The organism is Ruegeria sp. BB9, assembly GCF_056539345.1.
The window spans coordinates 304535-327480 of record NZ_JBQFUU010000001.1 but is presented as its reverse complement, the minus strand read 5'-3'; the positions used below and the strand labels follow the sequence as shown (position 1 = coordinate 327480).

At 62.4% G+C, this 22946-nt stretch carries 22 protein-coding genes; 11 read left to right on the top strand and 11 right to left on the bottom strand.

Going from position 1 to position 22946, the window contains the following annotated elements:
* Positions 1-2 precede the first annotated feature (2 nt).
* Both ACR0FC_RS01605 and ACR0FC_RS01600 read right to left on the bottom strand, forming a co-directional pair.
* Entirely contained in the window at positions 3-521 is a 519-nt protein-coding gene (locus tag ACR0FC_RS01605; protein WP_170337672.1) for a PaaI family thioesterase, read from the bottom strand.
* A 1-nt stretch (position 522) separates the two neighbouring features.
* Complete coding sequence (locus ACR0FC_RS01600; protein WP_170337671.1) at positions 523-942, bottom strand: PaaI family thioesterase; 420 nt, start codon at positions 940-942, stop codon at positions 523-525.
* A gap of 113 nt (positions 943-1055) precedes the next feature.
* Here ACR0FC_RS01600 and ACR0FC_RS01595 point away from each other — a divergent pair, with 113 nt between their 5' ends.
* The 7 genes from ACR0FC_RS01595 to ACR0FC_RS01565 all read left to right on the top strand — a co-directional run bounded on the left by ACR0FC_RS01595 (position 1056) and on the right by ACR0FC_RS01565 (position 8430).
* On the top strand, positions 1056-1424 hold the full coding sequence (locus ACR0FC_RS01595) for a MerR family transcriptional regulator (protein ID WP_170337669.1): 369 nt from the start codon (positions 1056-1058) through the stop codon (positions 1422-1424).
* A gap of 282 nt (positions 1425-1706) precedes the next feature.
* Entirely contained in the window at positions 1707-2108 is a 402-nt protein-coding gene (locus ACR0FC_RS01590) for a MerR family transcriptional regulator (protein WP_093962630.1), read from the top strand.
* Positions 2109-2155: 47 nt separating this feature from the next.
* A complete protein-coding gene (locus ACR0FC_RS01585; protein WP_170337668.1) occupies positions 2156-3937 on the top strand; it encodes an acyl-CoA dehydrogenase C-terminal domain-containing protein in 1782 nt (593 codons plus the stop codon).
* Between the two features lie 56 nt (positions 3938-3993).
* Positions 3994-4206, top strand: a complete 213-nt coding sequence (locus ACR0FC_RS01580) for a hypothetical protein (protein WP_170337666.1) — start codon at positions 3994-3996, stop codon at positions 4204-4206.
* Between the two features lie 138 nt (positions 4207-4344).
* A complete protein-coding gene (locus ACR0FC_RS01575) occupies positions 4345-4983 on the top strand; it encodes a glutathione S-transferase family protein (protein ID WP_170337664.1) in 639 nt (212 codons plus the stop codon).
* Between the two features lie 10 nt (positions 4984-4993).
* Positions 4994-6205 carry an acetyl-CoA C-acetyltransferase gene (locus ACR0FC_RS01570; RefSeq protein WP_170337662.1) on the top strand — a complete coding sequence of 404 codons (1212 nt, stop codon included), beginning with the start codon at positions 4994-4996 and terminating at the stop codon, positions 6203-6205.
* A gap of 23 nt (positions 6206-6228) precedes the next feature.
* On the top strand, positions 6229-8430 hold the full coding sequence (locus tag ACR0FC_RS01565; protein ID WP_170337659.1) for a 3-hydroxyacyl-CoA dehydrogenase NAD-binding domain-containing protein: 2202 nt from the start codon (positions 6229-6231) through the stop codon (positions 8428-8430).
* Positions 8431-8485: 55 nt separating this feature from the next.
* Here the strand turns inward: ACR0FC_RS01565 and ACR0FC_RS01560 are convergent, their stop codons facing one another.
* The 3 genes from ACR0FC_RS01560 to ACR0FC_RS01550 form a co-directional block, all read right to left on the bottom strand.
* On the bottom strand, positions 8486-9250 hold the full coding sequence (locus tag ACR0FC_RS01560) for a Hint domain-containing protein (protein ID WP_367646632.1): 765 nt from the start codon (positions 9248-9250) through the stop codon (positions 8486-8488).
* 185 nt (positions 9251-9435) lie between these two features.
* A complete protein-coding gene (locus tag ACR0FC_RS01555) occupies positions 9436-10083 on the bottom strand; it encodes a sulfotransferase family 2 domain-containing protein (protein WP_170337658.1) in 648 nt (215 codons plus the stop codon).
* Complete coding sequence (locus tag ACR0FC_RS01550) at positions 10080-11015, bottom strand: DMT family transporter (protein WP_170337656.1); 936 nt, start codon at positions 11013-11015, stop codon at positions 10080-10082. The genes ACR0FC_RS01555 and ACR0FC_RS01550 overlap by 4 nt, the downstream gene beginning before the upstream one ends.
* Positions 11016-11160: 145 nt before the next feature.
* Here ACR0FC_RS01550 and ACR0FC_RS01545 point away from each other — a divergent pair, with 145 nt between their 5' ends.
* A complete protein-coding gene (locus ACR0FC_RS01545; protein WP_170337654.1) occupies positions 11161-12174 on the top strand; it encodes a hypothetical protein in 1014 nt (337 codons plus the stop codon).
* A 6-nt stretch (positions 12175-12180) separates the two neighbouring features.
* On the opposite strand, the gene upp is transcribed toward ACR0FC_RS01545, so the two are convergent.
* The 6 genes from upp to ACR0FC_RS01515 all read right to left on the bottom strand — a co-directional run bounded on the left by upp (position 12181) and on the right by ACR0FC_RS01515 (position 17887).
* A complete protein-coding gene (gene upp, locus ACR0FC_RS01540) occupies positions 12181-12813 on the bottom strand; it encodes a uracil phosphoribosyltransferase (RefSeq protein ID WP_093962638.1) in 633 nt (210 codons plus the stop codon).
* The gene (locus ACR0FC_RS01535) at positions 12810-13796 is read right to left on the bottom strand and encodes an adenosine deaminase (RefSeq protein ID WP_170337652.1); all 987 of its coding nucleotides are present in this window, start codon (positions 13794-13796) and stop codon (positions 12810-12812) included. Before ACR0FC_RS01535 ends, upp begins: the two co-directional genes overlap by 4 nt.
* Positions 13793-15004: a phosphopentomutase gene (locus tag ACR0FC_RS01530; protein WP_170337650.1), complete on the bottom strand. Its 1212-nt coding sequence runs from the start codon at positions 15002-15004 to the stop codon at positions 13793-13795. Before ACR0FC_RS01530 ends, ACR0FC_RS01535 begins: the two co-directional genes overlap by 4 nt.
* Positions 15001-16308 (bottom strand): thymidine phosphorylase, encoded by a 1308-nt coding sequence (locus ACR0FC_RS01525; protein ID WP_170337648.1) that lies wholly within the window; start codon positions 16306-16308, stop codon positions 15001-15003. Before ACR0FC_RS01525 ends, ACR0FC_RS01530 begins: the two co-directional genes overlap by 4 nt.
* Before the next feature lie 11 nt (positions 16309-16319).
* Positions 16320-16703, bottom strand: coding sequence for a cytidine deaminase (locus ACR0FC_RS01520; RefSeq protein WP_170337647.1), 384 nt, complete (start codon positions 16701-16703; stop codon positions 16320-16322).
* Positions 16704-16801: 98 nt separating this feature from the next.
* The gene (locus tag ACR0FC_RS01515; RefSeq protein WP_170337646.1) at positions 16802-17887 is read right to left on the bottom strand and encodes a cupin domain-containing protein; all 1086 of its coding nucleotides are present in this window, start codon (positions 17885-17887) and stop codon (positions 16802-16804) included.
* A 143-nt stretch (positions 17888-18030) separates the two neighbouring features.
* Between ACR0FC_RS01515 and ACR0FC_RS01510 the strand changes: the two genes are divergently transcribed.
* From ACR0FC_RS01510 to prpE, 3 genes are all read left to right on the top strand, one after another.
* Positions 18031-20304, top strand: coding sequence for an NADP-dependent malic enzyme (locus tag ACR0FC_RS01510; protein ID WP_170337645.1), 2274 nt, complete (start codon positions 18031-18033; stop codon positions 20302-20304).
* Positions 20305-20350: 46 nt separating this feature from the next.
* On the top strand, positions 20351-20740 hold the full coding sequence (locus ACR0FC_RS01505) for a GFA family protein (protein ID WP_170337644.1): 390 nt from the start codon (positions 20351-20353) through the stop codon (positions 20738-20740).
* A gap of 228 nt (positions 20741-20968) precedes the next feature.
* On the top strand, positions 20969-22858 hold the full coding sequence (gene prpE, locus ACR0FC_RS01500; protein ID WP_170337643.1) for a propionate-CoA ligase PrpE: 1890 nt from the start codon (positions 20969-20971) through the stop codon (positions 22856-22858).
* Positions 22859-22946 lie beyond the last annotated feature (88 nt).

The following is a 22946-nucleotide window of genomic DNA, read 5'->3' as shown; positions in this document are numbered from 1 at the left end:
GCTCAGCCCTTGGCCGAAGGCTCTTGCGGCATCAGGAAATGCCCTGTGGCCTGCGCGAACAGCTTGGCGTGGTTGTCCTGCCAGGCCTCGACGCGCACCGAGGCGTACCGCCGCCCTGCCCGGCTGATGAAGGCGCGCGCATAGGCATCGCGCGGCAGGCCCGAGCGCAGGTAGTCCACCGTAAAGTCGATGGTCTTGGGAAAGCGGATACTGTGATCGGAGATGATGTCCTCGGCGTCAATCTCACCGCTTTCGATGCGCGGGAACAGGTGCTCCCAGCTGAGCGTGATCACCGCCGTCACCTCGAGAAAGGCCGCCGTGACGCCCCCATGAATCGCTGGCAGGAATGGGTTGCCGATCAGCTTTTCGTCGAAATTCAGAACTCCGGTCAGTTCGTCTCCGCGCCGGTCGAAGCTGATGTTGAGGAACCGGATATACGGGACCCCCTCGACCAGCGCCTTGAGGGCCGCGTCGCGGCGCTGTTTCACCACCTGCATCGGTTCGGGACGGGGTCTTGCCATCTCACTTCCCCTCGACCGTGAAGGCGCCCGAGGCGGTGGCCACCGGGCGATCCTGTTCGTCGTCCATCGCGGTTGCGCGCACGAAGGCCACGTTGCGCGTGATGTGATAGCAGGTCGCGCGGGTGGTGATCGTCTGGCCGGGCGTTGCGGCGCGCATGTAGTCGATGCGCAGGTCGATGGTGGCTGTGCCGCCGGGCGCGGCCGGGTGGCTCATGACCGCAGCCCCGCAGCAAGTATCCAGGCTGGCCGACACAGCCCCGCCGTGAACCACGCCAGTGCGGGGATCGCCGATCAGATCCTCGTTGTAAGGCATGGTGATCTCGGCCTCACCCTCGCCGATATGGGTCAGCGTCAGGCCCAGGGCCCGCGCATGGGGGATCGCCTCGATGAACTGGCGGGCGAGTACTGTCTTGTCGACCATGAGGTTCAGTCCTGTTGTCCTGCCCCTTTATGATCTGCTCTGCGCGCAAAGGGCAAGCCCGCCTGTTGCGCTTGTCCGCACAACGCCCTAGGTTGCAACCGAGGAGAACAGGAATGTCCGACAAGCGTTTGTCATTCAAAGAGATGTGCGCCGAGTTCGACGTGACTCCGCGCACCCTGCGCTACTACGAGTATATCGAGCTGCTGCAGCCAGACCGGGAAGGACGGTCCCGGTTTTACGGTCCGCGCGAGCGTGCGCGGATGAAGCTGATCATGCGTGGCCGAAAGTTCGGGTTTCCACTTGAGGAAATCCGGCAGTGGTTGTTGATCTACGAAGATCAAGGCAACAAGGCCCAGATGGCTACCTTTATCGAAATGGCCGACCGCCAGATGGAAGAGCTGCGTCAGCAGCGTCAGCAACTGGACGAAGCTATGGACGAGTTGCAGCGCCTTCGCGATCAAACGGCCAACTCCCTGACCTAAATCGGCCAGTTCGAGCCCCCAAATCCATCCTTCATTACACCGGAAATCTGCATTTTTCGGCTGGCGCCCTGCCGCCTGCCCGTCGGCTTCGAACCGCGCCGGTACAGTGGATTTGGCTGACCCAACGGAAAGAAAATTGCCAACCCGCCGCTTTACGCGACCGGAAGTTACGTCAATTTCTTTGTGACGCAGCGTCTGGATTACGTAAACGTCAATCTCATGTTGTAAAGCGGCCATCGACTGCGCAACTTTCTCATGACGCCAGCGACGAGAGGGTGACCAATGACCGAAGATCTTATGACCATCCGCGAGATGTGCGAGACCTATGACGTCACGCCGCGGACCTTGCGGTTCTACGAAGCCAAAGAGCTTTTGTTTCCGATCCGTGAGGGCCAGAAACGGCTGTTCACCAAACGTGACAGGGCGCGACTCAAGCTGATCCTGCGCGGCAAACGCTTTGGTTTCAGCCTGGAAGAGATTCGACAGCTTCTGGATCTGTACCATGTCGGCGACCAGCAACTGACCCAGATGACCCGCACCTATGAAATCGCGTGCGAACGTCTGGCGGACATGGAAGCCCGCCGCGAGGAACTGACTCAGGCCATTGACGATCTGAAGGAGCAGTTGCGCTGGGGCGAGAAGGTCATCGCCTCGATGAAACAGGAAAAGAAGGCGGCCGAGTAACTCCTCGCCCGCCTGCCACCCGGACATCTGAATTAAGGGAGCTTCAAATGCCCGTTTACAACGCGCCTACCAAAGACACGCAATTCGTTCTGCATGACGTTCTGAAAATCTCGGCCTCGGATATTCCGGGCTACAATGAGCTGGAGCCCGAGTTCACGGGCGCCGTTCTGGAAGAGGCCGGCAAGGTCGCCGTCAACCTGCTGCACCCGCTGAACGTGGTCGGCGACACCGAAGGCTGCCGGTTGGAAAACGGCGTCGTCTACACCCCGACCGGGTTCAAGGATGCGTTCGAGCAGGTCAAGGAAGGCGGCTGGACCGGTCTGGACATGCCCGAGGAATATGGCGGCCAGAACATGCCTTATGTTCTTGGCACGGCCGTGGGCGAGATGTTCTCGGCCGCGAACCAGGCCTTCACGATGTATCAGGGCCTGACCCACGGCGCGGCCTCAGCCATCCTGGCGCATGGTACCGATGCGCAGAAAGACACATATCTGCCCAAGATGGTCAGCTGTGAATGGACCGGCACCATGAACCTGACCGAGCCGCATTGCGGCACCGATCTGGGCCTGATGCGCACCAAGGCCGAGCCGCAGGGTGATGGCAGCTACAAGATCACCGGCCAGAAGATCTTTATCTCGTCCGGCGATCACGACATGGCCGACAACATCATCCACCTGGTGCTGGCCAAGATCCCCGGCGGCCCCGAGGGCATCAAGGGCGTGTCGTTGTTCATCGTCCCCAAGTTCCTGGTGAACGAAGACGGCAGCCTGGGTGAGCGCAACGGCGTTTCGGTCGGCAAGATCGAAGAAAAGATGGGCATCCACGGCAACTCGACCTGCGTGATGAACTATGACGGCGCAACCGGCTGGCTGCTGGGTCAGGAACACAAGGGCATGCGCGCCATGTTCACCATGATGAACGAAGCGCGTTTGGGTGTCGGCATGCAAGGTCTGGCTCAGGCCGAAGCCGCCTATCAGAACGCGCTGGAATACGCCAAGGACCGCCTGCAAGGCCGCGACGTGACCGGCGCCAAGAATCCCGACGGCCCGGCCGATCCGCTGATCGTACATCCCGACATCCGCCGCAACCTGATGGACCAGAAAAGCTTTGTGGAAGGCGCGCGGGCCTTCATCCTGTGGGGCGCGACCCTGATCGACAAGGCGCACCGTTCGGGTGACAAGGATGCCGACGGGCTGATCTCGCTGATGACCCCGGTCATCAAGGGCTTCCTGACCGATGAGGGTTACGACATGACCGTTCAGGCCCAGCAGGTCTATGGCGGCCATGGCTACATCGAGGAATGGGGCATGTCGCAATACACCCGCGACGCCCGCATCGCCATGATCTACGAAGGGGCCAACGGCGTTCAGGCGCTGGACCTGGTCGGCCGCAAGCTGGCGCAGGACGGCGGCAAGCATGTCATGGCCTTCTTCGACATGGTCAAAACCTTCTGCAAGGAAAACAGCGGCAAGGACCAAGCCTATGACAAGGCGTTCATCGAACCGCTGAAGGCCGCCTCGAAGGACCTGCAGGCCGCCGGCATGTATTTCATGCAGAACGGCATGACCAACCCGAACAACGCTCTGTCGGGCTCGTATGACTTCATGCACATGTTCGGTCATGTCTGCCTGGGCCTGATGTGGGCTCAGATGGCCAAGGCCGCGCAAGAAGCGCTGGATGCCGGTGCGTCCGACAAGGACTTCTACGAAACCAAGATCGCCACCGGCCGCTACTACATGGCGCGCCGTCTGCCGGCCACGGGCATGCACCTCGCGCGGATCCAGACCGGCGCCGACACGGTGATGGCACTGGACGCGGCGAACTTCTGATCCCAGTCTGGTTCCGGGCGACCCCGCCCGGAACCAGCGCTCACCAAGGAGTTGACATGCCCAAACGCTTTCGCCTGACCCGCCGCTTTCCCGTCGCCATGACCGAGGACGGGTATCGAAAACTCAAGAGTTTTGCCCGCGAGGCCGGGCTGGACGAAGGAGAGGCGCTGTCATTCCTGTTCGAGAATTTCAACAGCGTGATCGACGAGGAGAACCTGACCCACCGGCTGCGCATCTTCAATTCCGAGCTTGAGGCGCGCAAACGCTAAACGACCCCGATGCCTGGCCCAGGCCCGGCGTGTTTTCAGCAAGACAAGTCCGAACGCGGCTGCGGCCCGCGAGACAGGTCTTTCTTGAAACACGTGCGTGACGAAAACCGTACAAACCGCCTTGGGAGGGGTGAGTGCATGACGATAAAACTGCATTGCTTCGGAGAAAGCGGAAACTCATACAAGGCTGCCTTGGCACTTGAGATGTCGGGGCTGGAATGGCAGCCGGTCTTTGTCGATTTCTTCAACGGCCAGACCCGAACCCCCGAATACCGCGCCGAAGTCAACGAAATGGGCGAAGCGCCGGTGTTGATCGACGGAGATTTCCGGACCAGCCAGTCGGGCGCGATTCAGGCCTATGTCACCGAGAAGTCCGGGAAATTCGGCGGCAAGACGCGGGAAGAGAACTATGACATCCTGCGCTGGGTGCTGTGGGACAACCACAAGTTCAGCTCGATGGCTGGCATGACCCGGTTCCTGATCAACTTTCTGCCCGAACAGCACCGCAACCCGGATGTGCTCGCCTTCAACCAGGGCCGACTGAAAGCCGCCTATCAGGTGCTGAACGCGCATCTTGAGGGACGCGACTGGATCGTCGGCGACAGCGTGACCAACGCCGATCTCAGCTGCTGCGGCTACCTGTATTACCCCGAACCGTTCGGCTTTGACCGTGCCGAATGGCCCCATATCGACGCCTGGCTGACCCGCCTGTCCGAGCAGCCCGGCTGGAAACACCCCTATGACCTGATGCCCGGCAATCCGTCGGATCGAGCTTGAGGAGAGAAGTATGACCGAAGCTTACATTTATGATGCCCTGCGCACCCCGCGCGGCAAGGGCCGCAAGGACGGCAGCCTGCACGAGGTGACCTCGGTGCGCCTGTCGGCGGTGGCCCTGAACGCCATCAAGGAACGCAACAACCTGGAAGGCCACGCCGTCGAGGACGTGATCTGGGGCAACGTCACCCAGGTAATGGAACAGGGCGGCTGCCTGGCGCGGTCCGCGGTTCTGGCCTCGGACCTGGATGAATCGATCCCCGGTCTGGCGATCAACCGGTTCTGCGCATCCGGCATGGAGGCCGTGAACCTGGCCGCCAACCAGGTCAAGGGCGGCGCGGGCGAGGCCTATATCGCCGGTGGCGTCGAGATGATGGGCCGCGTGCCCATGGGCAGCGACGGCGCCGCCATCGCGGTCGATCCGTCGCTGGCGATGGAGACCTATTTCGTCCCTCAGGGCATCTCGGCCGACATCATCGCCACCGAATACGGTTTCAGCCGCGACGATGCAGACGCGCTGGCCGTCGAGTCGCAGAAACGCGCGGCCAAGGCGTGGGAAGAGAACCGCTTTGCCAAGTCGGTGATCTCGGTGAAAGACCGCAACGGCCTGACCATTCTAGACCGCGACGAATATATGCGCCCCGGCACCGACATGCAGAGCCTCGGCGCGCTGAACCCCTCGTTCCAGATGATGGGCGAGCAGATGCCCGGTTTCGACAAGGTGGCGATGCTGAAATACCCGCATCTGGAAAAGATCAACCACATCCACCACGCCGGCAACAGCTCGGGTATCGTAGATGGCGCGGCGGCTGTTCTGATCGGCAACAAGGAATTCGGCGAGAAATACGGCCTGAAGCCGCGCGCCCGCATCAAGGCCACCGCCAAGATCGGCACCGACCCGACCATCATGCTGACCGGCCCGGTTCCGGTGACCGAAAAGATCCTGGCGGAAACCGGCATGAAGATCAGCGATCTGGACCTGTTCGAGGTCAACGAGGCCTTTGCCTCGGTCGTTCTGCGGTTCCAGCAGGCGTTTGACGTCGATCCGGCGCTGGTCAACGTCAATGGCGGCTCGATCGCCATGGGCCACCCGCTGGGCGCCACCGGCGCGATCATCATCGGCACCCTGCTGGACGAGCTGGAGCGCCAGGACAAGGAAACCGGTCTGGCGACCTTGTGCATCGCATCCGGCATGGGCGCGGCAACCATCATCGAACGTGTGTAACGGCGGGGATCAGGAGAAGAAAAATGGCTGATTTTACACTGACCAAAGACGCCGACGGCGTTGGCATCATCACCTGGGACGTCCCCGGCAAGACCATGAACGTGATGTCGTTCGACGGCCTGTCCGAACTGAACGACTGCATTGATCAGGCGCTGGCCGATGACGAGATCAAAGGCATCGTGATCACCAGCGGCAAGGAAGGCTCGTTTGCCGGCGGCATGGACCTGAACCTGCTGGCGGTGATGAAGGAACAGGCGGGCGACGACCCGGCCAAGGGCCTGTTCGAAGGCACTATGAAGATGCACGCCCTGCTGCGCAAGATCGAGCTGGCCGGCATGGACCCCAAGACCAAGAAAGGTGGCAAGCCGATCGCGGCCGCCCTGCCCGGCACCGCCGCCGGCATCGGGATGGAGCTGCCGCTGGCCACGCACCGCATCTTTGCCGCCGAGAACCCCAAGGCCAAATACGGCCTGCCGGAAATCATGGTCGGCATCTTCCCCGGCGCAGGCGGCACCACGCGTATGGTCCGCAAAGTGGGCGCCATCGCGGCGGCTCCGCTGCTGCTGGAAGGCAAGATGCTGGACGTGAAAAAGGCCAAGGGCGCAGGCTACATCGACGAGATCGCAGCCGATCCGCTGGCCGCGGCCAAGGAATGGGTTCTGAACGCCAAGGACGCCGATCTGGTCAAGCCGTGGGACGCCAAGGGCTACAAGATGCCCGGCGGCGCACCGTATCACCCTGCGGGGTTCATGAACTTCGTGGGCGCCTCGGCGATGGTGAACGGCAAGACCCAAGGCGCCTTCCCGGCGGCCAAAGCCTTGCTGAGCGCGGTCTATGAAGGCGCACTGGTCGATTTCGACACAGCGCTGAAGATCGAGGCGCGCTGGTTCACCTCGGTGCTGATGAACCCGTCCTCGGGCGCGATGATCCGTTCGCTGTTCCTGAACAAGGAAGCGCTGGAAAAAGGCGCCGTTCGTCCGAAGGGCATTCCGGACCAGTCGGTCAAGAAGGTGGGCGTTCTGGGTGCCGGCATGATGGGCGCGGGCATCGCGCTGGTCTCGGCGCAGGCCGGGATGGAGGTCGTGCTGATCGACCGCGATCAAGCCGCCGCCGACAAGGGCAAGGCCTATACCGAAGCCTATCTGGACAAGGGCATGAAGCGTGGCAAGGTCACGGCCGAGAAGAAAGAGGCCATGCTGGCCCGCATCACCGCCACGCCTGATCTTGAAAAGCTGGCGGGCTGCGATCTGATCATCGAAGCCGTGTTCGAGGACCCCAAAGTCAAGGCCGAGATGACCCAGAAGGTCGAGGCGATCATCCCCGAGGACTGCATCTTTGCCTCGAACACCTCGACCCTGCCGATCACCGAACTGGCCAAGGCCAGCAAGCGGCCCGATCAGTTCATCGGCATCCACTTCTTCTCGCCGGTCGAGAAGATGTTCCTGGTCGAGATCATCAAGGGCAAGGAAACTGGCGACCGGGCCGTGGCCAAGGCGCTGGACTATGTCCGCCAGATCCGCAAGACGCCGATCGTGGTCAATGACGCGCGGTTCTTCTACTGCAACCGCTGCATCATCCCCTACATCAACGAAGGGGCACGGATGATCACCGAAGGCGTCAGCCCGGTTCTGGTCGACAACGCCGCCCGTCAACTGGGCTTCCCGGTGGGTCCGGTTCAGCTGACCGACGAAACTTCGATCGACCTGGGCGCCAAGATCGCGCGGGCGACCAAGGCGGCAATGGGCGACGCCTACCCGGAAAGCCCTGCGGACGATCTGATCTTCTGGATGGAAGAACAGGGTCGCTTGGGCCGCAAGTCCAAGGCCGGGTTCTTCGATTATGACGAAAATGGCAAGCGCATCGGCTACTGGAAAGGTCTGCAGGACAAATATCCGCTGGCCGAGCAGCAGCCCGACCTGATCGAAGTACAGGAACGCCTGATGTTCGCACAGGTTCTTGAAGCCGTGCGCGCGCTTGAAGAAGGTGTTCTGGAAGACATCCGCGAAGGCGATGTCGGCGCCATCCTGGCCTGGGGCTTTGCGCCCTGGTCAGGTGGTCCGTTCAGCTGGCTTGATATCATCGGTGCGCCTTACGCGGCCGAGCGTTGTGACCAGTTGTCGGAGAAGTACGGTGACCGCTTCGCCTGCCCGCCGCTACTGCGCGAGATGGCCGAAAAAGGTCAGACCTTCTACGGCCGCTTCGACCCCGAAGCCAAAGCTGCCTGACCAAGTGATGCTGGCACATGATCCCATGCGCCAGCATCTTTTTTAAGGTGTTTGGTCAGGTCTGCCATTCAGGCCGCAGAAACAAAGCCGGCACGTTGGGCCGCCCCGGACGTCCCGGACGCCGCACCCCCGATGGGGGACGGATCGGAAAGATCGGTTCCTGCGGGATGGGTGCAGGCAGTGCACCCAACGGGTTTGCAAGGGCCGACAGTTCGCCCGCCTCTGCGATAGATGTGACGAGGCTCCGCGCCTCGGATTCCTCCAGCACCGCGTAGGACCGTCGGGACGGACCAGACAGCGAACGGATGCGGCACGAGGAACAGAAGGCTTGAAAGCCACCCTCGATGAAGACCACTACGTCCTGCTCAAAAAACAGCGATGTGACCTGGAATTCCTCTGCCGGTGTCTGAGAGGAAAAGCTGAAGTGCCCGCTCAGCAGGCGCGCCGGAATGATCGCCAGCCCCTCGTCTATGTTTCCATCAGAAGACAAGGCTACGGCCATTCCCTGCTCGGGCATCAGCCAGACCTCACGACCGTTGTATGCCGCGCGTGACGGCACGCGCACGGGCAGAAAATCAGGACGGGTCTCGCCAGCCGGTACGGCTATTCTGTCGTGGGACAAGCGTTTCACTTCCTGGAATCCGTTGTCCATCGTTCTGACCAGATCCCCGGCGATCAATGCCTCGGCCAGCTTCCAGCCATTGGTGGTGGCAACCTTCGTTCCATGCAGCAATCCGCCACGCCTGACCGAAACGGCGTCACCCGGTACGGTCTGGATATTATTTTCGGAAAACCCCGAAACACTCACTACTTCCAACACGTGCCTACCCCCTTTTGGCACTTTCAAACTATCCCATTGGGCTAGCACGAAGTTTTCGGGAGCGACTTAGTTTTGCCATATTTCGGGCCAATTTGGGCCTTTTTCGCCCCATTAATCGCGTTTCCTATAAACAAAAGCCTGCATTTGTCAGCGTTTTGCACAATTTGGGAAATAATCGACCAGCCTTATTCGAACTGATATTCGAATCTCTCTATGTCTTCGCGACAAACGTCAAACACCGCCTTTTTTGCCTGAACCGAGTAGTAGTTGGCGTATTCCGCCCCCCGGGCTGACCGGTTTTCATGCGGAAGGTCCAGACGAAACCCCAGATGATCGAACAGTGGGGCCGCATCCCGCTGAAAGCTTTCGATCCGAATGTATGCGCGACAAAGATCGGTTCCGGTGGCGTCTCTGACATAGGATGGGAACGGGTTTTCCCGAAAGGACTGCTGGATTTTAGGGTGCAGAACAAAGGCCTCAAAATCCAGCCGCCCGGCCAGATGGACTGCTGGGTGATCAAAGGACTGATCCCTCAGCCAGTAGTAATAGCTGACCATCCGGTCCCACGGGTTGCGGATCAGCGTGAACACGAACATCTCTTGCATCTGCTGGTCGGGCAAAAGCCCCCGCAAATCGGTCAGACGGGAGTGTTTCCACAGCCTTCCCGCCGTCTTCAGTGACCTGTTGCGTTTGTTTCTGCGCTGCGCCTTGGGGGTGTCGCCCACCAGGATATCGTCCTTCATGGCCCGCTGCTCGAGCGCCAGCGCCAGTGATGTTCCCCCGGTCTTGGGAATATGTATGAAGATGTAGGTCCGCCCTGTTGATAGAATCATTGCGCCGGTTCCCGTTGGGGAACCACGCTCGCCCGCCACGCCAGCACTGCGCCGGCCGCGGCGATCAGGGCGATGCCCGCAATCTGCAGCGGTCCGATCCCCTGCCCCATCACCACCCAGGCAAAAACCGGCCCGAAGATCATGACCGAATACTCGAACACCGCGACATATGACGGCTCGCCCAGTTGGTAGGCCTTGATCAGCATGAATACCGCAGCCGTGGACCCAACCGCCTGCAATGCGACCCACGGCAGAGCGGCCTCCATCGGCCAGACCCAGCCCCGGGTCACAAAACCGGCCGGGCCGTCAGACTCCACAACCGGCAAAACCGAAAAAACGGCGAGACCAAGAGCGCCGGCCAGCCCAAGCGTGACAATCATCGCGGCCAGCAAAGCGACGGTGCTTTCGTTTGCACAATGCGTTCGGGTCAGGATCGCACTGAGCGCATAGAAAAAGCCGCCTGCCACCGGCAAAAGGCTGGTCGCATCAAAGGCATTGGGGTCAGGCTGCAATACACAGAGGATTCCGACAAAACCCATAAGCACAGCCAGGACCCGCCAGGGGCCGATCTTCTGGTCCAGCAACAGCGCGGAAATCAACAGAACGAAGATCGGTGATGTGAACAGCCCCGCAAGGGCCTGAGCAATTGGCATCAAAGCCAGTGAGCTGAAATAGAACAACATCGCCAGGGTGATCAGAACACTGCGCAGCAGGACCGCCCAAAACCTCTGAGGTCGCAGCCCTCCAAACCCAAGAAACGACAGTCCAACGATAAGAGGCAGCATCATCACGGCCCGGCTTAGGTGGAATTGCCACAGACCGATCGTTTCGGCCAGCCGAATGACGAAATTGTCCACGACGCCGATGATTGCCATGGCCGAGACCATCAGAACCGATGCAAGAACCGGTGAAGAAGGATGTGCTGTCTGCATGTGGCCTTGGCCTCCGGGCCCTTTGGCCGAAACTACGCGTCCCGGTTATCGAGCACATTTCCAAATCACCACGCAACAGGTTTGCGCGGATTAATCTCTCCGTGCTAGGAATCGACAAAAGAAAAAACGAGCAGACCTCATCGAAATGACGGCACTGAAACAATACCAGCGGATCGAGGCTACCGGTCTGTGGCGCCCGTCGCCCGACGAGCAGCGGCGCGAAGTGGTTGTTTCGATCGGCGAGGCAACGTTGACCATCACCGATTTCAACGATCGCGCGCTGACGCACTGGTCGCTTGCCGCACTTGAAAGGCAGAACCCGGGCAAGTTCCCCGCAATATTCAATCCAGACGGCGACCCGGATGAGACACTGGAGCTGGAGCAGTCCGAAACCACCATGATCGAGGCAATCGACCGCTTGCAACGCGCCATCGAACGGGCGCGCCCGCATCCCGGACGCCTGCGGTGGGCCAGCGTCGGCGGCGTGGTTGCGGCTGTCGCGGCGGTCTTGCTGTTCTGGCTGCCCGGCGCCCTGCAAAGCCATGTCGAAAAGGTCGTGCCCGAAATCAAACGGCAGGACATCGGGAACACGATTCTGCAACGGATCGAACGGGTTTCGGGCCGGGCCTGCGCCTCGGCGGACGCGCAGCCGGCGCTGCAGAGGCTGGCCCAGAGAACAGGCGTGCGACGGATCGTTGTGTTGCCGGCCGGGGTGCGGGAAAGCCTGTCACTTCCCGGAGGGATCGTGCTGCTGAACCGAGCGCTGGTTGAAGACAGTGAAGATCCCGCGGTTGCCGCCGGTTACGTGATAGCTGAACGCACGCGGGCCAGGCTGCATGATCCGTTGGACGATCTCCTGGACAAAACTGGGCCCACTGCAGCGTTTCGCCTGCTGACGACGGGCGAACTGACACCCCAGATCGTGGACACCTATACCGAACAGGTTCTGGCCGAACCCCGCCCCGCAGTTCCGGAAGACGACCTGCTGGAGGCGTTTGCGTCCGCCAATTTGCCCTCAACCCCATATGCCTATGCAGTTGACATAACCGGCGAAACGGTTCTGGGTTTGATCGAGGCCGACCCGATGGCGGGTCAGCCTTTGGATCAGGTTTTGCCCGACCGGGACTGGGTACGGCTGCAGAACATCTGCAGCGACTAGGCGCGCCTATTTGGTGCCGAACATCCGGTCTCCGGCATCGCCCAGACCGGGCATGATGTAGCCTTTGGAATTCAGCTCGCGGTCTAGTGCGGCAGTCACGATCTTGACGTCGGGATGCGCTTCTTTCATGCGGGCCACGCCTTCGGGGGCGGCCAGCAGGCACAGGAACCGGATGTCGGTGGCACCGGCCTGTTTCAGAAGGTCGATCGCTGCGGCCGAGCTGTTGCCGGTGGCCAGCATCGGGTCAACCGCAATAACCAGCCGATCTTTAAGGCCTTCGGGGGCCTTGAAGTAGTACTGCACCGGCTGCAGCGTTTCTTCATCGCGATACAGGCCCACAAATCCGACCCGCGCCGAGGGCACCAGCTCCAGAACGCCGTCCAGCATCCCGTTGCCCGCGCGCAGGATCGACACCAGCGCCAGCTTCTTGCCCGCCAGGATCGGCGCGTCCATTTCCTCCATCGGGGTTTCGATATGGCGCGTGGTCAGGGGCATTTCGCGCGTGACTTCATAGGCCAGCAGCAGCGTGATCTCGCGCAGCAATTGCCGGAACGAGGCGGTCGAGGTGCCCTTGTCCCTCATGAGCGTCAGTTTGTGCTGAACCAGCGGGTGGTCGACGACGGTCAGATGTTCGCTCATGTGTTCTCCAGTCTTTTTCTAACCCTTGCGCGGGTCTCTTCATCGCAGAATGCGGCATTCAGGGCGGTGTCGTTCAGCGCGGCGAAATCCTCGGCATCCCAGCCGAAGGCCTGGGCCAGCATGTCATATTCGCGGCGCAGGGTGGTATGAAAAAACGGCGGGTCATCGGTGGATACCGTGACCTTCACACCCGCCGCGCGCAGCCGCGCGATCGGGTGGGCGGCAAAATCAGGGTACAGGCCCAGCACCACGTTCGAGCCCGGGCAGACCTCGAGCGTGACGCCCCGGTCGGCCAGTTCATGTACCAAATCGGGGTCTTCGATGGCACGAACCCCATGGCCCACACGTTCGACCCCCAGCGCGCGGACCGCATCGCGGACGCTTTCAGGGCCGCCGAATTCGCCGGCATGGGTAGTCAGGCGCAATCCGGCCTCGCGCGCGCAGTCGAAGGCCCATTTGAAATCGGCCTGCTGGCCCATGGCCTCGTTCCCGCCCATACCGAACCCGGTGATCCAGTCACCCGCGGTTTCGGCGGCGCAGCGCGCGCTGCGCTTGGCCTTGTCGGGTCCGAAATGGCGCACGCAGGTCACCACGCCGCGCAGGGTGATGTCGAACTTGTGCTCGGCCTCGTCAGCGGCGTCCTGAATGGCGGCCAGATAGTCGCGCCAGGCATACAGATCGCCCCCGCCGCAGAAATCGGGGCTGAGGAAGGTTTCGGAATAGACCACCCCGTTCGCCGCGCTTTCCTCCAGGATCGCCAGCGTCAGGCGGCGGAAATCCTCAGGGGTTTTCAACACTTCGCAAGCGGCCTCGTAGACGCTGAGGAAATGCGCGAAATCGCGAAAGTCATAGCTGCCGTCGGGTTTGAAAATGCCGCTCAGGTCAACCTTCTTTTCATGCGCCAGCTGGCGGATGAAGGCGGGCGGGGCCGCGCCTTCGTGATGCAGGTGCAGTTCGATCTTGGGCAGGTCTGCGACGGTCATAGAAAGGTCCTTCCCGGCCCTTGCGCCGGAATGTTCAGGTGATGGGCGATGCTGGCGGCCACGTCGGCGAAATTGACTTGCCCGATCTGTCCGGCCCCCAGGCCGGCGATCAGCACCGGCACCTGTTCGCGGGTGTGGTCAGTGCCGACCCAGCTGGGGTCGTTGCCGTGATCGGCGGTCAACAGAAACAGGTCGCCCGGGCGCAGCCGGGGCAGGATACGGCCGATCTGGGCGTCAAACCACTCCAGCGCGCGCGCATAGCCCGAGATGTCGCGCCGGTGGCCGTACTGGCTGTCAAACTCGACGAAATTTGCGAAAGTCAGGCTGCCGTCCTCGGCGCTGTCCACAAGGCGCGAGAGGTGACCCATCAGATCGGCGTCCGAGCCCTTGTCCAGCGTATCGATCCCCTGCATCGAGAAGATGTCGCCGATCTTGCCCACACCATGCACCTTGCGCCCGGCATCCTGCGCCCAGTTGGTCAGCACCGGCGCGGGCGGCGTGATGGCGAAATCCTTGCGGTTGGTGGTGCGGACGAACCCCTGTTCGGGCGAACCCACGAAGGGGCGCGCGATCACCCGTCCGACCTTCATCTCGTGCAGCATGGGGGCCAGTGTCCGGCACATTTGGTACAGGCGCTCCAGCCCGAACGTCTCCTCGTGCGCGGCAATCTGGAACACGCTGTCGGCCGAGGTATAGCAGATCGGCCAACCCGTGCGCATATGTTCAGCACCCAGTTCGGCAATGATCGTGGTACCCGAGGCATGGCATATGCCCAGAATGCCCTCGGTACCTGCAGCTTGTGCGGCGGCGCGGGTCACATCATCAGGGAACGTGGGGACCGTGTCGGGGAAATAGTGCCAGTCCCACGGCACCGGCAGCCCGGCCAGCTCCCAATGACCCGACGGCGTGTCCTTGCCCGGCGAATGTTCGCGCGCGCACCCCCACAGGCCGGTCGGGTCGGCCTCCAAGCCCGGCACATCCGCGCCCGAGGCCAGCCGCACCGCCGCCCCCAGCCCCAGCGCATCGAGGTTGGGCAGGCGCAACGGCCCGGACCGGCCATCCTCGGCCCGCTCTTCAGCGCAGGCCTGCGCGATATGGGCCACCGTGTTGGCGCCGGTATCCGGCACGTCGCCGTTGAAAAAGCGGTCGGCATCCGGCGCGCCGCCGATGCCCACCGAATCCATCACCACAAGGAACGCGCGGCTCATGCGAGGATCCTTTCCTGTACCAGCTCCGGCACCGGAACGGGCGCCGGGCCGATGGTGATTGCGGCACGCACGGCTTGCGCGGCACGCTGCGCGGCGTCCTCTCGCGCGGCATGGGCCACGGCCAGCGGCGTTCCGTCCGAGACCTTTTCGCCCAGCCGCACCAGCCCCGACAGGCCCACCGCCGGGTCGATCACGTCGCTTTCCACCTGCCTGCCACCGCCCAGCGCCACGACCGCAAGGCCCAGCGCCTCGCCGTCCATTGCGGTTACATAACCTTCGTCCTGCGCCGTGACTTCAAGGATCACGCTGGCCTCGGGCAGATAGCGCGCCCAGTCCTCGACCAGGCCCAGCGGCCCGCCCACCGCGGCCATCATCCGGCCGAACCGTTCGGCCGCGCGGCCATCGCGGATCACCTCGGCGATCATGTCCCGCCCGGCCTGCGCGTCGTTGACCATACCGGCGTCAGACAGCAGAACACCGCCCAGTTCGGCCGAAATCTCGGCCAGGGGCGAGGGTTGCCCACCGGTCAGCACTTTCATCACCTCGGCGATTTCCAGGGCGTTGCCCAAGGCGGGCGCCAGCGGCTGATTCATGTCGGTGATCAGGGCCGAGGTCCGGCACCCGGCCGTATTGGCCGTTTCCGTCAGGGCCTGCGCCAGCTTGCGCGCCTCGTCCAGCGTTTTCATGAAGGCCCCGCTGCCCACTTTGACGTCCAGCACCAGCGCATCCGGGCTGGCCGCCAGTTTCTTGGACAGGATCGAGGCGGTGATCAGATCGAGGCTTTCAACCGTGGCGGTCACGTCGCGGATGGCATAGAGCCGTTTGTCCGCTGGGGCGATCTGTGCCGTTGCGCCAACGATTGCGGCGCCAGTCTCGGCCAAGATCTGGGCCAGCCGGTCCTGACTGATCTGGGTCGACACGCCGGGGATCGCCTCGAGCTTGTCGAGTGTCCCGCCGGTATGGCCCAGACCGCGGCCCGAGATCATCGGCACATAGGCCCCGCATTCCGCCAGCGCCGGGGCCAGAACAAGGCTGACGCAATCCCCCACCCCGCCGGTCGAATGCTTATCGATCACCGGGCCGTCCAGGTTCCAGGTCAGAACCTCACCGCTGTCGCGCATGGCCAGCGTCAGCGCGGCGCGGCCCTCGGGACCCAGCCCGCCCATGCAGACGGCCATGGCGAAGGCTCCGGCCTGGGCGTCGCTGACGCTGCCATCGGCCAGACCCTGGGCGAACCACGCCAGCTCGCCGGCATCCGGCACTTCGCGGCGGCGCAGTTTCGCGATGATCGAACGGGCGTCCATGGGCGCGGCCCTTACATGAACGAGGCGTCGAAGGCGCCGGGCAGCAGCTCGCCGATGGTCGTGCGGGTCTCAATCCCGTCCACCGTCGCCATGGTGACCACCACATCCTTGTCCCCGAACTCGGCCAGTTTCTGCCGGCATCCGCCGCAGGGTGGCACCGGTTGCGGGCTGGAGGCCACCACATAGACATCGGCCAGCTTGTTTTCTCCGGCGGCGACCATCGCGGCGATCGCCCCGGCCTCGGCGCAGGTGCCTTCGGGATAGGCCACGTTTTCCACGTTGCAGCCCGCGAACACTGCGCCCGACGGGGTGCGGACCGCGGCACCCACCTTGAAATTCGAATAGGGCGCATAGGCGTTTTCACGCACCTTGAGGGCTGCTTCTTTCAACGACATGGCGATTCCCCGATTTTTGATCATCTGGTCAGAATGCCATACCCTACTGGAAATCCGCGGGGGAATTGAAGCCCCCTCTGCACCCGAATGTCCGCGCCTCAGCCCAGATCGGTCTTGAAATACCCCGGCAGCGTGACCTCGAGCAGTTCGACATCGTCGCTGGGGTCGGCCAGCCGCGTGCGCATTCCGGGTGGGATGACAAAGGCATCACCCTGCTCCAGTCGAAACGGATCACGGCCTTCACCTTCCAGGGTGACGGCCCCGTTCATCACGAAGGTAAAGTGGATATCGGCATCATGGCTGGCCCAGACCGGGTCGCCCTGCCCCCGGCGCACCACCTGAACGCCCGCCACGCCCTTGGTGTTTTCTGCAATCGTCGTGTCGCGGCATTGATAGCCCGGCAGGCGGAACGGCTGCCACGCTGCCCCTTCGGCCCGGTTGTAGACGAACCGCTGGCCCTGCCATTCCCTCTCGGGGCGGTAATGCGGAGTAGGCAACTGCATTTGGTGGTCGATCTCGGTGACATGCTCGGCCGGAACGCCGATTTCAATCACCTGCACGTTGTCCGACGCCTCGAGCACGCGGTGCCGGATTTCGGGCGGCTGAATGAAACAGTCGCCAGCGGTCAGGCGCATCTTGTCGCCCTGATCCTCGTAGACGACATCGACCCAGCCATGGATGCAGAAGATCAGCTGGAACCCGACCTTGTGGAAATGCACCATGTCTGGGACCGGGCCGCCGTCGGGAATGCGGATATGGCTGGCGATGATCGACCCGCCCAGCCGGTCCGGCACCAGATCGCGGTAGTGCATGCCCGCGCGCCCGATGATCCAGGGCGCCTGATCTTTTAGCCTGCGAACGACGAAGGAATGAACCGTCTCGGGCATCACCAGGGGCGGGTTGCGCTCTTCGATCTCGACGCGGGTGCCGTTGGGGGCGACCAGGCTGCGCTGACCGCCGGCAAAACTGTCCGGATCATCGGTGAGGATGCGCAAGGTGCCCGGCGCCTCGGGCGCGTCCTTTTCCACCCGCAGGCGCAGGCCATGCCCCGAAAACACCGCAACCCGTGGGTCATCCGCCGGATAGATCATGTCCATCCGCATGCCCAGAACCTTGGTGTAGAACGGAATGTCGTCGCGCAGTTCTTGGGTCGGAATGCGGAATTCGGCTATGGTGTCGGTCATGCTGGTCTCCTCTGCGCAGGACTGTGGGGGGCCGTTGGGGGATTTGCAAGTCGGGGTCATATCCGCCGTCATTCGATTTCGAGGTTTCCCCTGCGTCAGAAATAGTTTAGCACTAAACTAAATTCCAAACGGGAAGTTTTGACATGTCCGACACACCCAGCCTGCGCCAGGCCGCACTTGATTACCATGCGCATCCAAAGCCTGGGAAACTGGAGATCAAGGCGACCAAACCCATGGCCAACGGGCGCGATCTTGCGCGCGCCTATTCGCCCGGTGTCGCCGAGGCGAGCCTTGAAATCAAGGCAGACCCCGCCACCGCCGAGATGTATACTGCGCGCGGCAATCTGGTGGCCGTCGTCTCGAATGGCACCGCGGTGCTGGGGCTGGGCAATATCGGCGCGCTGGCCTCCAAGCCGGTAATGGAGGGCAAGGCCGTTCTGTTCAAGAAATTCGCTGGCATCGACTGTTTCGACATCGAGCTGAACGAACCCGACCCCGAGAAGCTGGCCGATATCGTCTGCGCGCTGGAGCCCACCTTCGGCGCGATCAACCTCGAAGACATCAAAGCGCCCGACTGCTTTGTCGTCGAGAAACTATGCCGTGAGCGGATGAATATTCCAGTATTCCACGACGACCAGCACGGCACAGCCATCGTGGTGGGGGCTGCTGCGCGCAACGCGCTGCACGTGGCTGGCAAGCGGTTCGAGGACATCAAGGTGGTTTCCACCGGTGGCGGTGCGGCGGGGATCGCCTGCCTGAACATGCTGGTCAAGCTGGGTGTCAAGCGCGAGAATATCTGGGTGTGCGACATTCACGGGCTGGTCTATGAAGGCCGGGCCGAGGACATGAACCCGCACAAGGACCAATTCGCCCAGAAAACCGACCTGCGCACGCTGGATCAGGTGATCGACGGCGCCGACCTGTTTCTGGGCCTCAGCGGGTCGAACGTGCTCAAGCCCGAGATGGTCGCGCGCATGGCCAAACAACCGATCATCTTTGCCCTTGCGAACCCGACCCCGGAGATCTTGCCCGACGCCGCACGCGAAGTGGCCCCCGACGCCATCATCGCCACCGGGCGCAGCGATTTCCCGAACCAGGTAAACAACGTTCTGTGTTTCCCGTTCATCTTCCGCGGTGCGCTGGACGTGGGCGCGACCGAGATCAACGATGCCATGCAGATCGCCTGCGTTGAAGGCATCGCCGAAATGGCCCGCGCCACCACCAGCGCCGAGGCCGCAGCCGCCTACAAGGGCGAACAACTGACCTTCGGCCCCGATTACCTGATCCCGAAACCGTTCGACCCACGGCTGGTGGGTGTGGTGTCTTCGGCCGTGGCCCGGGCCGCGATGGAAAGCGGCGTGGCCAGACGCCCCATCGAGGACATCGAAGCCTACAAGGAAAAGCTGAACCAGACGGTCTTCAAGTCCGCCCTTCTGATGCGCCCCGTCTTCGAGGCCGCCGCCGCTGCCTCGCGCCGCATCGTTTTTGCCGAGGGCGAAGACGAGCGCGTGCTGCGCGCCGCTCAGGCGATTCTTGAGGAAACCACAGAAACCCCGATCCTGATCGGCCGTCCCGAGGTGATCGAGGCGCGCTGCGAACGTCTGGGCCTGTCGGTCCGCCCTGGGCAGGACTTCCAGATCGTAAACCCGGAAAACGACCCGCGGTACTATGACTACTGGAACTCGTACCACCAGATCATGCAGCGCCGCGGCGTGACGCCAGACCTGGCCAAGGCCATCATGCGCACCAACACCACCGCCATCGGCGCCATCATGGTGCATCGCGGCGAGGCCGACAGCCTGATCTGCGGCACCTTCGGCGAGTATCGCTGGCATCTGAACTATGTCGAACAGGTTCTGGACGACGGCGACCTGCGCCCGCATGGCGCATTGTCCCTCATGATCCTTGAAGACGGCCCGCTGTTCATCGCCGACACTCATGTCCGGCAATTGCCCAGCCCGGAAGAACTGGCTGAGATCACCGTGGGCGCCGCGCGGCATGTGCGGCGGTTCGGGCTGACGCCAAAGATCGCGTTCTGCTCGCAATCGCAATTCGGCAACCAGGCCGAGGGGTCCGGCAAGCGCCTGCGCGAAGCGATCGCGATATTGGACAGCAAGCCCCGCGATTTCATCTATGAAGGCGAAATGAACCTGGACGTGGCCCTGGACCCCGAACTGCGCGAGCGGATTTTCCCCAATTCCCGCCTGGAGGGGGCGGCCAACGTTCTGATCTTTGCCCATGCGGACGCGGCCAGCGGTGTGCGCAACATTCTGAAGATGAAGGCCGACGGCATCGAGGTTGGCCCCATCCTGATGGGCATGGGCAACAAGGCGCATATCGTGACACCCTCGATCACGGCACGCGGGCTGCTGAACATGGCGGCGATTGCCGGAACGCCCGTCGCGCACTACGGTTGAACACGGCGGCCCGACCGGTCTGGCCGCCCTGTCGAGGGAGGTCATCATGAATGGTCACTGCCACTGCGGCGACGTGCGATGGGCCAGCGATGCCGAGATCGCCTGGAGCTGTTACTGCCACTGCGCGGATTGCAGGCGCAACTGCGCCGCCCCGGTCACCGCGTTCATCGGGCTGCCCCACGGTTCGGTGACGTGGTCGGGGGATGCGCCGCACGTGTACAACTCGTCTAAGGATGTCGAACGCCTGTTCTGCGGGACCTGCGGCACGCCGATGGCATACCGCAATGCCCGCGACCGGGTGAACATTCACCTCTATACCGCCACGTTGGACAACCCCGAGGATGCCGCGCCCCGGTTTCACGTTTTTCACGCCGAGCATCTGCATTGGCTGAACATCGAGGACAGTCTGCCCCGATATGCGGGAACAACGACCTGATCCGAATCTGGCAACGCCACTTTTGCACCAGACGCTTCGCAAATTTGCAAGTTCCGCAAAAATTTCCCGCCCAGGCGCGAAAACAAGGATCATTTGCAAAACTTTGCAAGGCAAATGGGGCGGTTCTGCAAATATTTCGCGATAAACTGACGCGCCGTCACGCGCGCCGCTTGCTCGGTCAGCCGTCCGCGCCTAACACAATGCGAGCAATTTTTGGGAGGAGGACCCATGGCATACCAGGACGTTTACGAGAGCTGGCAAAAAGACCCAGAGGCTTTCTGGATGGACGCGGCCAAGGGGATCGACTGGTTCCAACCGCCAAGCAAGGCCCTGTTTGACGACAACGCCCCTCTCTATGAATGGTTCTGTGATGCCAAGGTGAACACTTGCTGGAACGCGGTGGACCGCCACGTTGAAAACGGCCGAGGCGAGCAAACCGCCGTCATCTATGATAGCCCGATCACCCACACCAAGCGCGAAATCTCGTATATGGAGCTGCGCAATCGCGTGGCGACCCTGGCCGGCGCGCTGCGCGCCAAGGGCGTCGAAAAGGGCGACCGCGTCATCATCTACATGCCGATGATCCCAGAGGCTCTTGAGGCGATGCTGGCCTGCGCGCGGCTGGGTGCGGTGCATTCGGTGGTCTTTGGCGGGTTTGCCAGCAACGAACTGGCGGTGCGGATCGACGACGCCAAACCCAAGGCGATCATCGCGGCGTCCTGCGGGTTGGAGCCCGGTCGCGTGGTGCATTACAAGCCGCTGCTGGACGGTGCCATCGACATGGCCGAACACAAGCCCGATTTCTGCGTGATCTTCCAGCGCGAACAGGAAGTGGCCAAGCTGGTCGAGGGGCGCGACTTCAACTGGCACGGCTTCCAGTACGGCGTTGAGCCGGCCGAGTGTGTCCCGGTCGAAGGCAATGATCCGGCCTACATCCTTTACACCTCGGGCACCACGGGCGCACCCAAAGGTGTCGTGCGGCCGACGGCCGGGCACCTTGTGGCTCTGAACTGGACGATGAAGAACATCTACAACGTCGATCCCGGCGACGTGTTCTGGGCGGCCTCAGACGTGGGCTGGGTCGTGGGGCATTCCTACATCTGCTATGGTCCGCTGATCCACGGCAACACCACCATCGTGTTCGAGGGCAAACCCGTCGGCACCCCCGACGCGGGCACCTTCTGGCGGGTGATATCCGAGCACAAGGTCAAAAGCTTTTTCACCGCCCCAACGGCGATCCGGGCGGTCAAGCGCGAGGACCCCAAGGGCGAAATGCTGGCGAAATACGACCTGTCCTGCCTCAAGGCCCTGTTCCTGGCCGGTGAACGCGCCGACCCGGACACGATCACTTGGGCACAGGACGCGCTGAAGGTTCCGGTCGTCGACCACTGGTGGCAGACCGAAACCGGCTGGACCATCGCTGGAAACCCGCTGGGGATCGAGGAACTGCCAATCAAGCTGGGCTCGCCCGCCAAGCCGATGCCCGGATATGACGTGCAGATCCTGGACGAAGGCGGTCACCCGATGAAACCGGGCGAACTGGGCGCGATCGCGGTCAAGCTGCCACTGCCCCCGGGCACGCTGCCGACCCTGTGGAATGCCGAGGAGCGTTTCAAGAAATCCTATCTCGAGCATTTCCCGGGCTATTATGAAACCGGCGATGCAGGCATGATCGACGAGGACGGGTACCTCTACATCATGGCCCGCACCGATGACGTGATCAACGTCGCCGGCCACCGCCTGTCAACCGGCGCGATGGAGGAGGTTCTGGCCGCCCATCCCGATGTGGCCGAATGCGCAGTCATCGGTGTATCGGACCAGTTGAAGGGTCAGGCCCCGGTTGGCTTCCTGTGCCTGAACGCGGGTTGCAATCGTGACCATGCCGAGATCGCGAAAGAGGTCGTGCAGATGGTGCGCGACAAAATCGGGCCCGTAGCAGCATTCAAGCTGGCCGTCGTAGTGGATCGTCTGCCAAAGACACGGTCCGGCAAGATCCTGCGTGGAACGATGGTGTCGATCGCCGATGGCAAGAAATACAAAATGCCAGCCACGATCGACGATCCGGCCATTCTGGACGAGATCACCGAAGCCCTGAAATCAATCGGTTACGCCCAGTAACCGGGCATTGTGCGGCCCTGGGCCGCCCGCCCTGCCCTGCAGGGTTGCAACCATTGGCAGACCGCCTACTGTGCCCTTGACGGAGGGC

Excerpts from the sequence above, each read along its gene's own strand:
- ACR0FC_RS01595 (WP_170337669.1), top strand. The coding sequence starts at position 1,056 with ATGTCCGACAAGCGTTTGTCATTCAAAGAGATGTGCGCCGAGTTCGAC.
- prpE (WP_170337643.1), top strand. The coding sequence starts at position 20,969 with ATGGCATACCAGGACGTTTACGAGAGCTGGCAAAAAGACCCAGAGGCT.
- ACR0FC_RS01590 (WP_093962630.1), top strand. The coding sequence starts at position 1,707 with ATGACCGAAGATCTTATGACCATCCGCGAGATGTGCGAGACCTATGAC.
- ACR0FC_RS01565 (WP_170337659.1), top strand. The coding sequence starts at position 6,229 with ATGGCTGATTTTACACTGACCAAAGACGCCGACGGCGTTGGCATCATC.
- ACR0FC_RS01505 (WP_170337644.1), top strand. The coding sequence starts at position 20,351 with ATGAATGGTCACTGCCACTGCGGCGACGTGCGATGGGCCAGCGATGCC.
- ACR0FC_RS01510 (WP_170337645.1), top strand. The coding sequence starts at position 18,031 with ATGTCCGACACACCCAGCCTGCGCCAGGCCGCACTTGATTACCATGCG.
- ACR0FC_RS01530 (WP_170337650.1), bottom strand. The coding sequence starts at position 15,004 with ATGAGCCGCGCGTTCCTTGTGGTGATGGATTCGGTGGGCATCGGCGGC.
- ACR0FC_RS01580 (WP_170337666.1), top strand. The coding sequence starts at position 3,994 with ATGCCCAAACGCTTTCGCCTGACCCGCCGCTTTCCCGTCGCCATGACC.
- ACR0FC_RS01600 (WP_170337671.1), bottom strand. The coding sequence starts at position 942 with ATGGTCGACAAGACAGTACTCGCCCGCCAGTTCATCGAGGCGATCCCC.
- ACR0FC_RS01575 (WP_170337664.1), top strand. The coding sequence starts at position 4,345 with ATGACGATAAAACTGCATTGCTTCGGAGAAAGCGGAAACTCATACAAG.
- ACR0FC_RS01535 (WP_170337652.1), bottom strand. The coding sequence starts at position 13,796 with ATGACCGTCGCAGACCTGCCCAAGATCGAACTGCACCTGCATCACGAA.
- upp (WP_093962638.1), bottom strand. The coding sequence starts at position 12,813 with ATGAGCGAACATCTGACCGTCGTCGACCACCCGCTGGTTCAGCACAAA.
- ACR0FC_RS01550 (WP_170337656.1), bottom strand. The coding sequence starts at position 11,015 with ATGCAGACAGCACATCCTTCTTCACCGGTTCTTGCATCGGTTCTGATG.
- ACR0FC_RS01520 (WP_170337647.1), bottom strand. The coding sequence starts at position 16,703 with ATGTCGTTGAAAGAAGCAGCCCTCAAGGTGCGTGAAAACGCCTATGCG.
- ACR0FC_RS01570 (WP_170337662.1), top strand. The coding sequence starts at position 4,994 with ATGACCGAAGCTTACATTTATGATGCCCTGCGCACCCCGCGCGGCAAG.
- ACR0FC_RS01545 (WP_170337654.1), top strand. The coding sequence starts at position 11,161 with ATGACGGCACTGAAACAATACCAGCGGATCGAGGCTACCGGTCTGTGG.
- ACR0FC_RS01515 (WP_170337646.1), bottom strand. The coding sequence starts at position 17,887 with ATGACCGACACCATAGCCGAATTCCGCATTCCGACCCAAGAACTGCGC.
- ACR0FC_RS01585 (WP_170337668.1), top strand. The coding sequence starts at position 2,156 with ATGCCCGTTTACAACGCGCCTACCAAAGACACGCAATTCGTTCTGCAT.
- ACR0FC_RS01605 (WP_170337672.1), bottom strand. The coding sequence starts at position 521 with ATGGCAAGACCCCGTCCCGAACCGATGCAGGTGGTGAAACAGCGCCGC.
- ACR0FC_RS01525 (WP_170337648.1), bottom strand. The coding sequence starts at position 16,308 with ATGGACGCCCGTTCGATCATCGCGAAACTGCGCCGCCGCGAAGTGCCG.
- ACR0FC_RS01555 (WP_170337658.1), bottom strand. The coding sequence starts at position 10,083 with ATGATTCTATCAACAGGGCGGACCTACATCTTCATACATATTCCCAAG.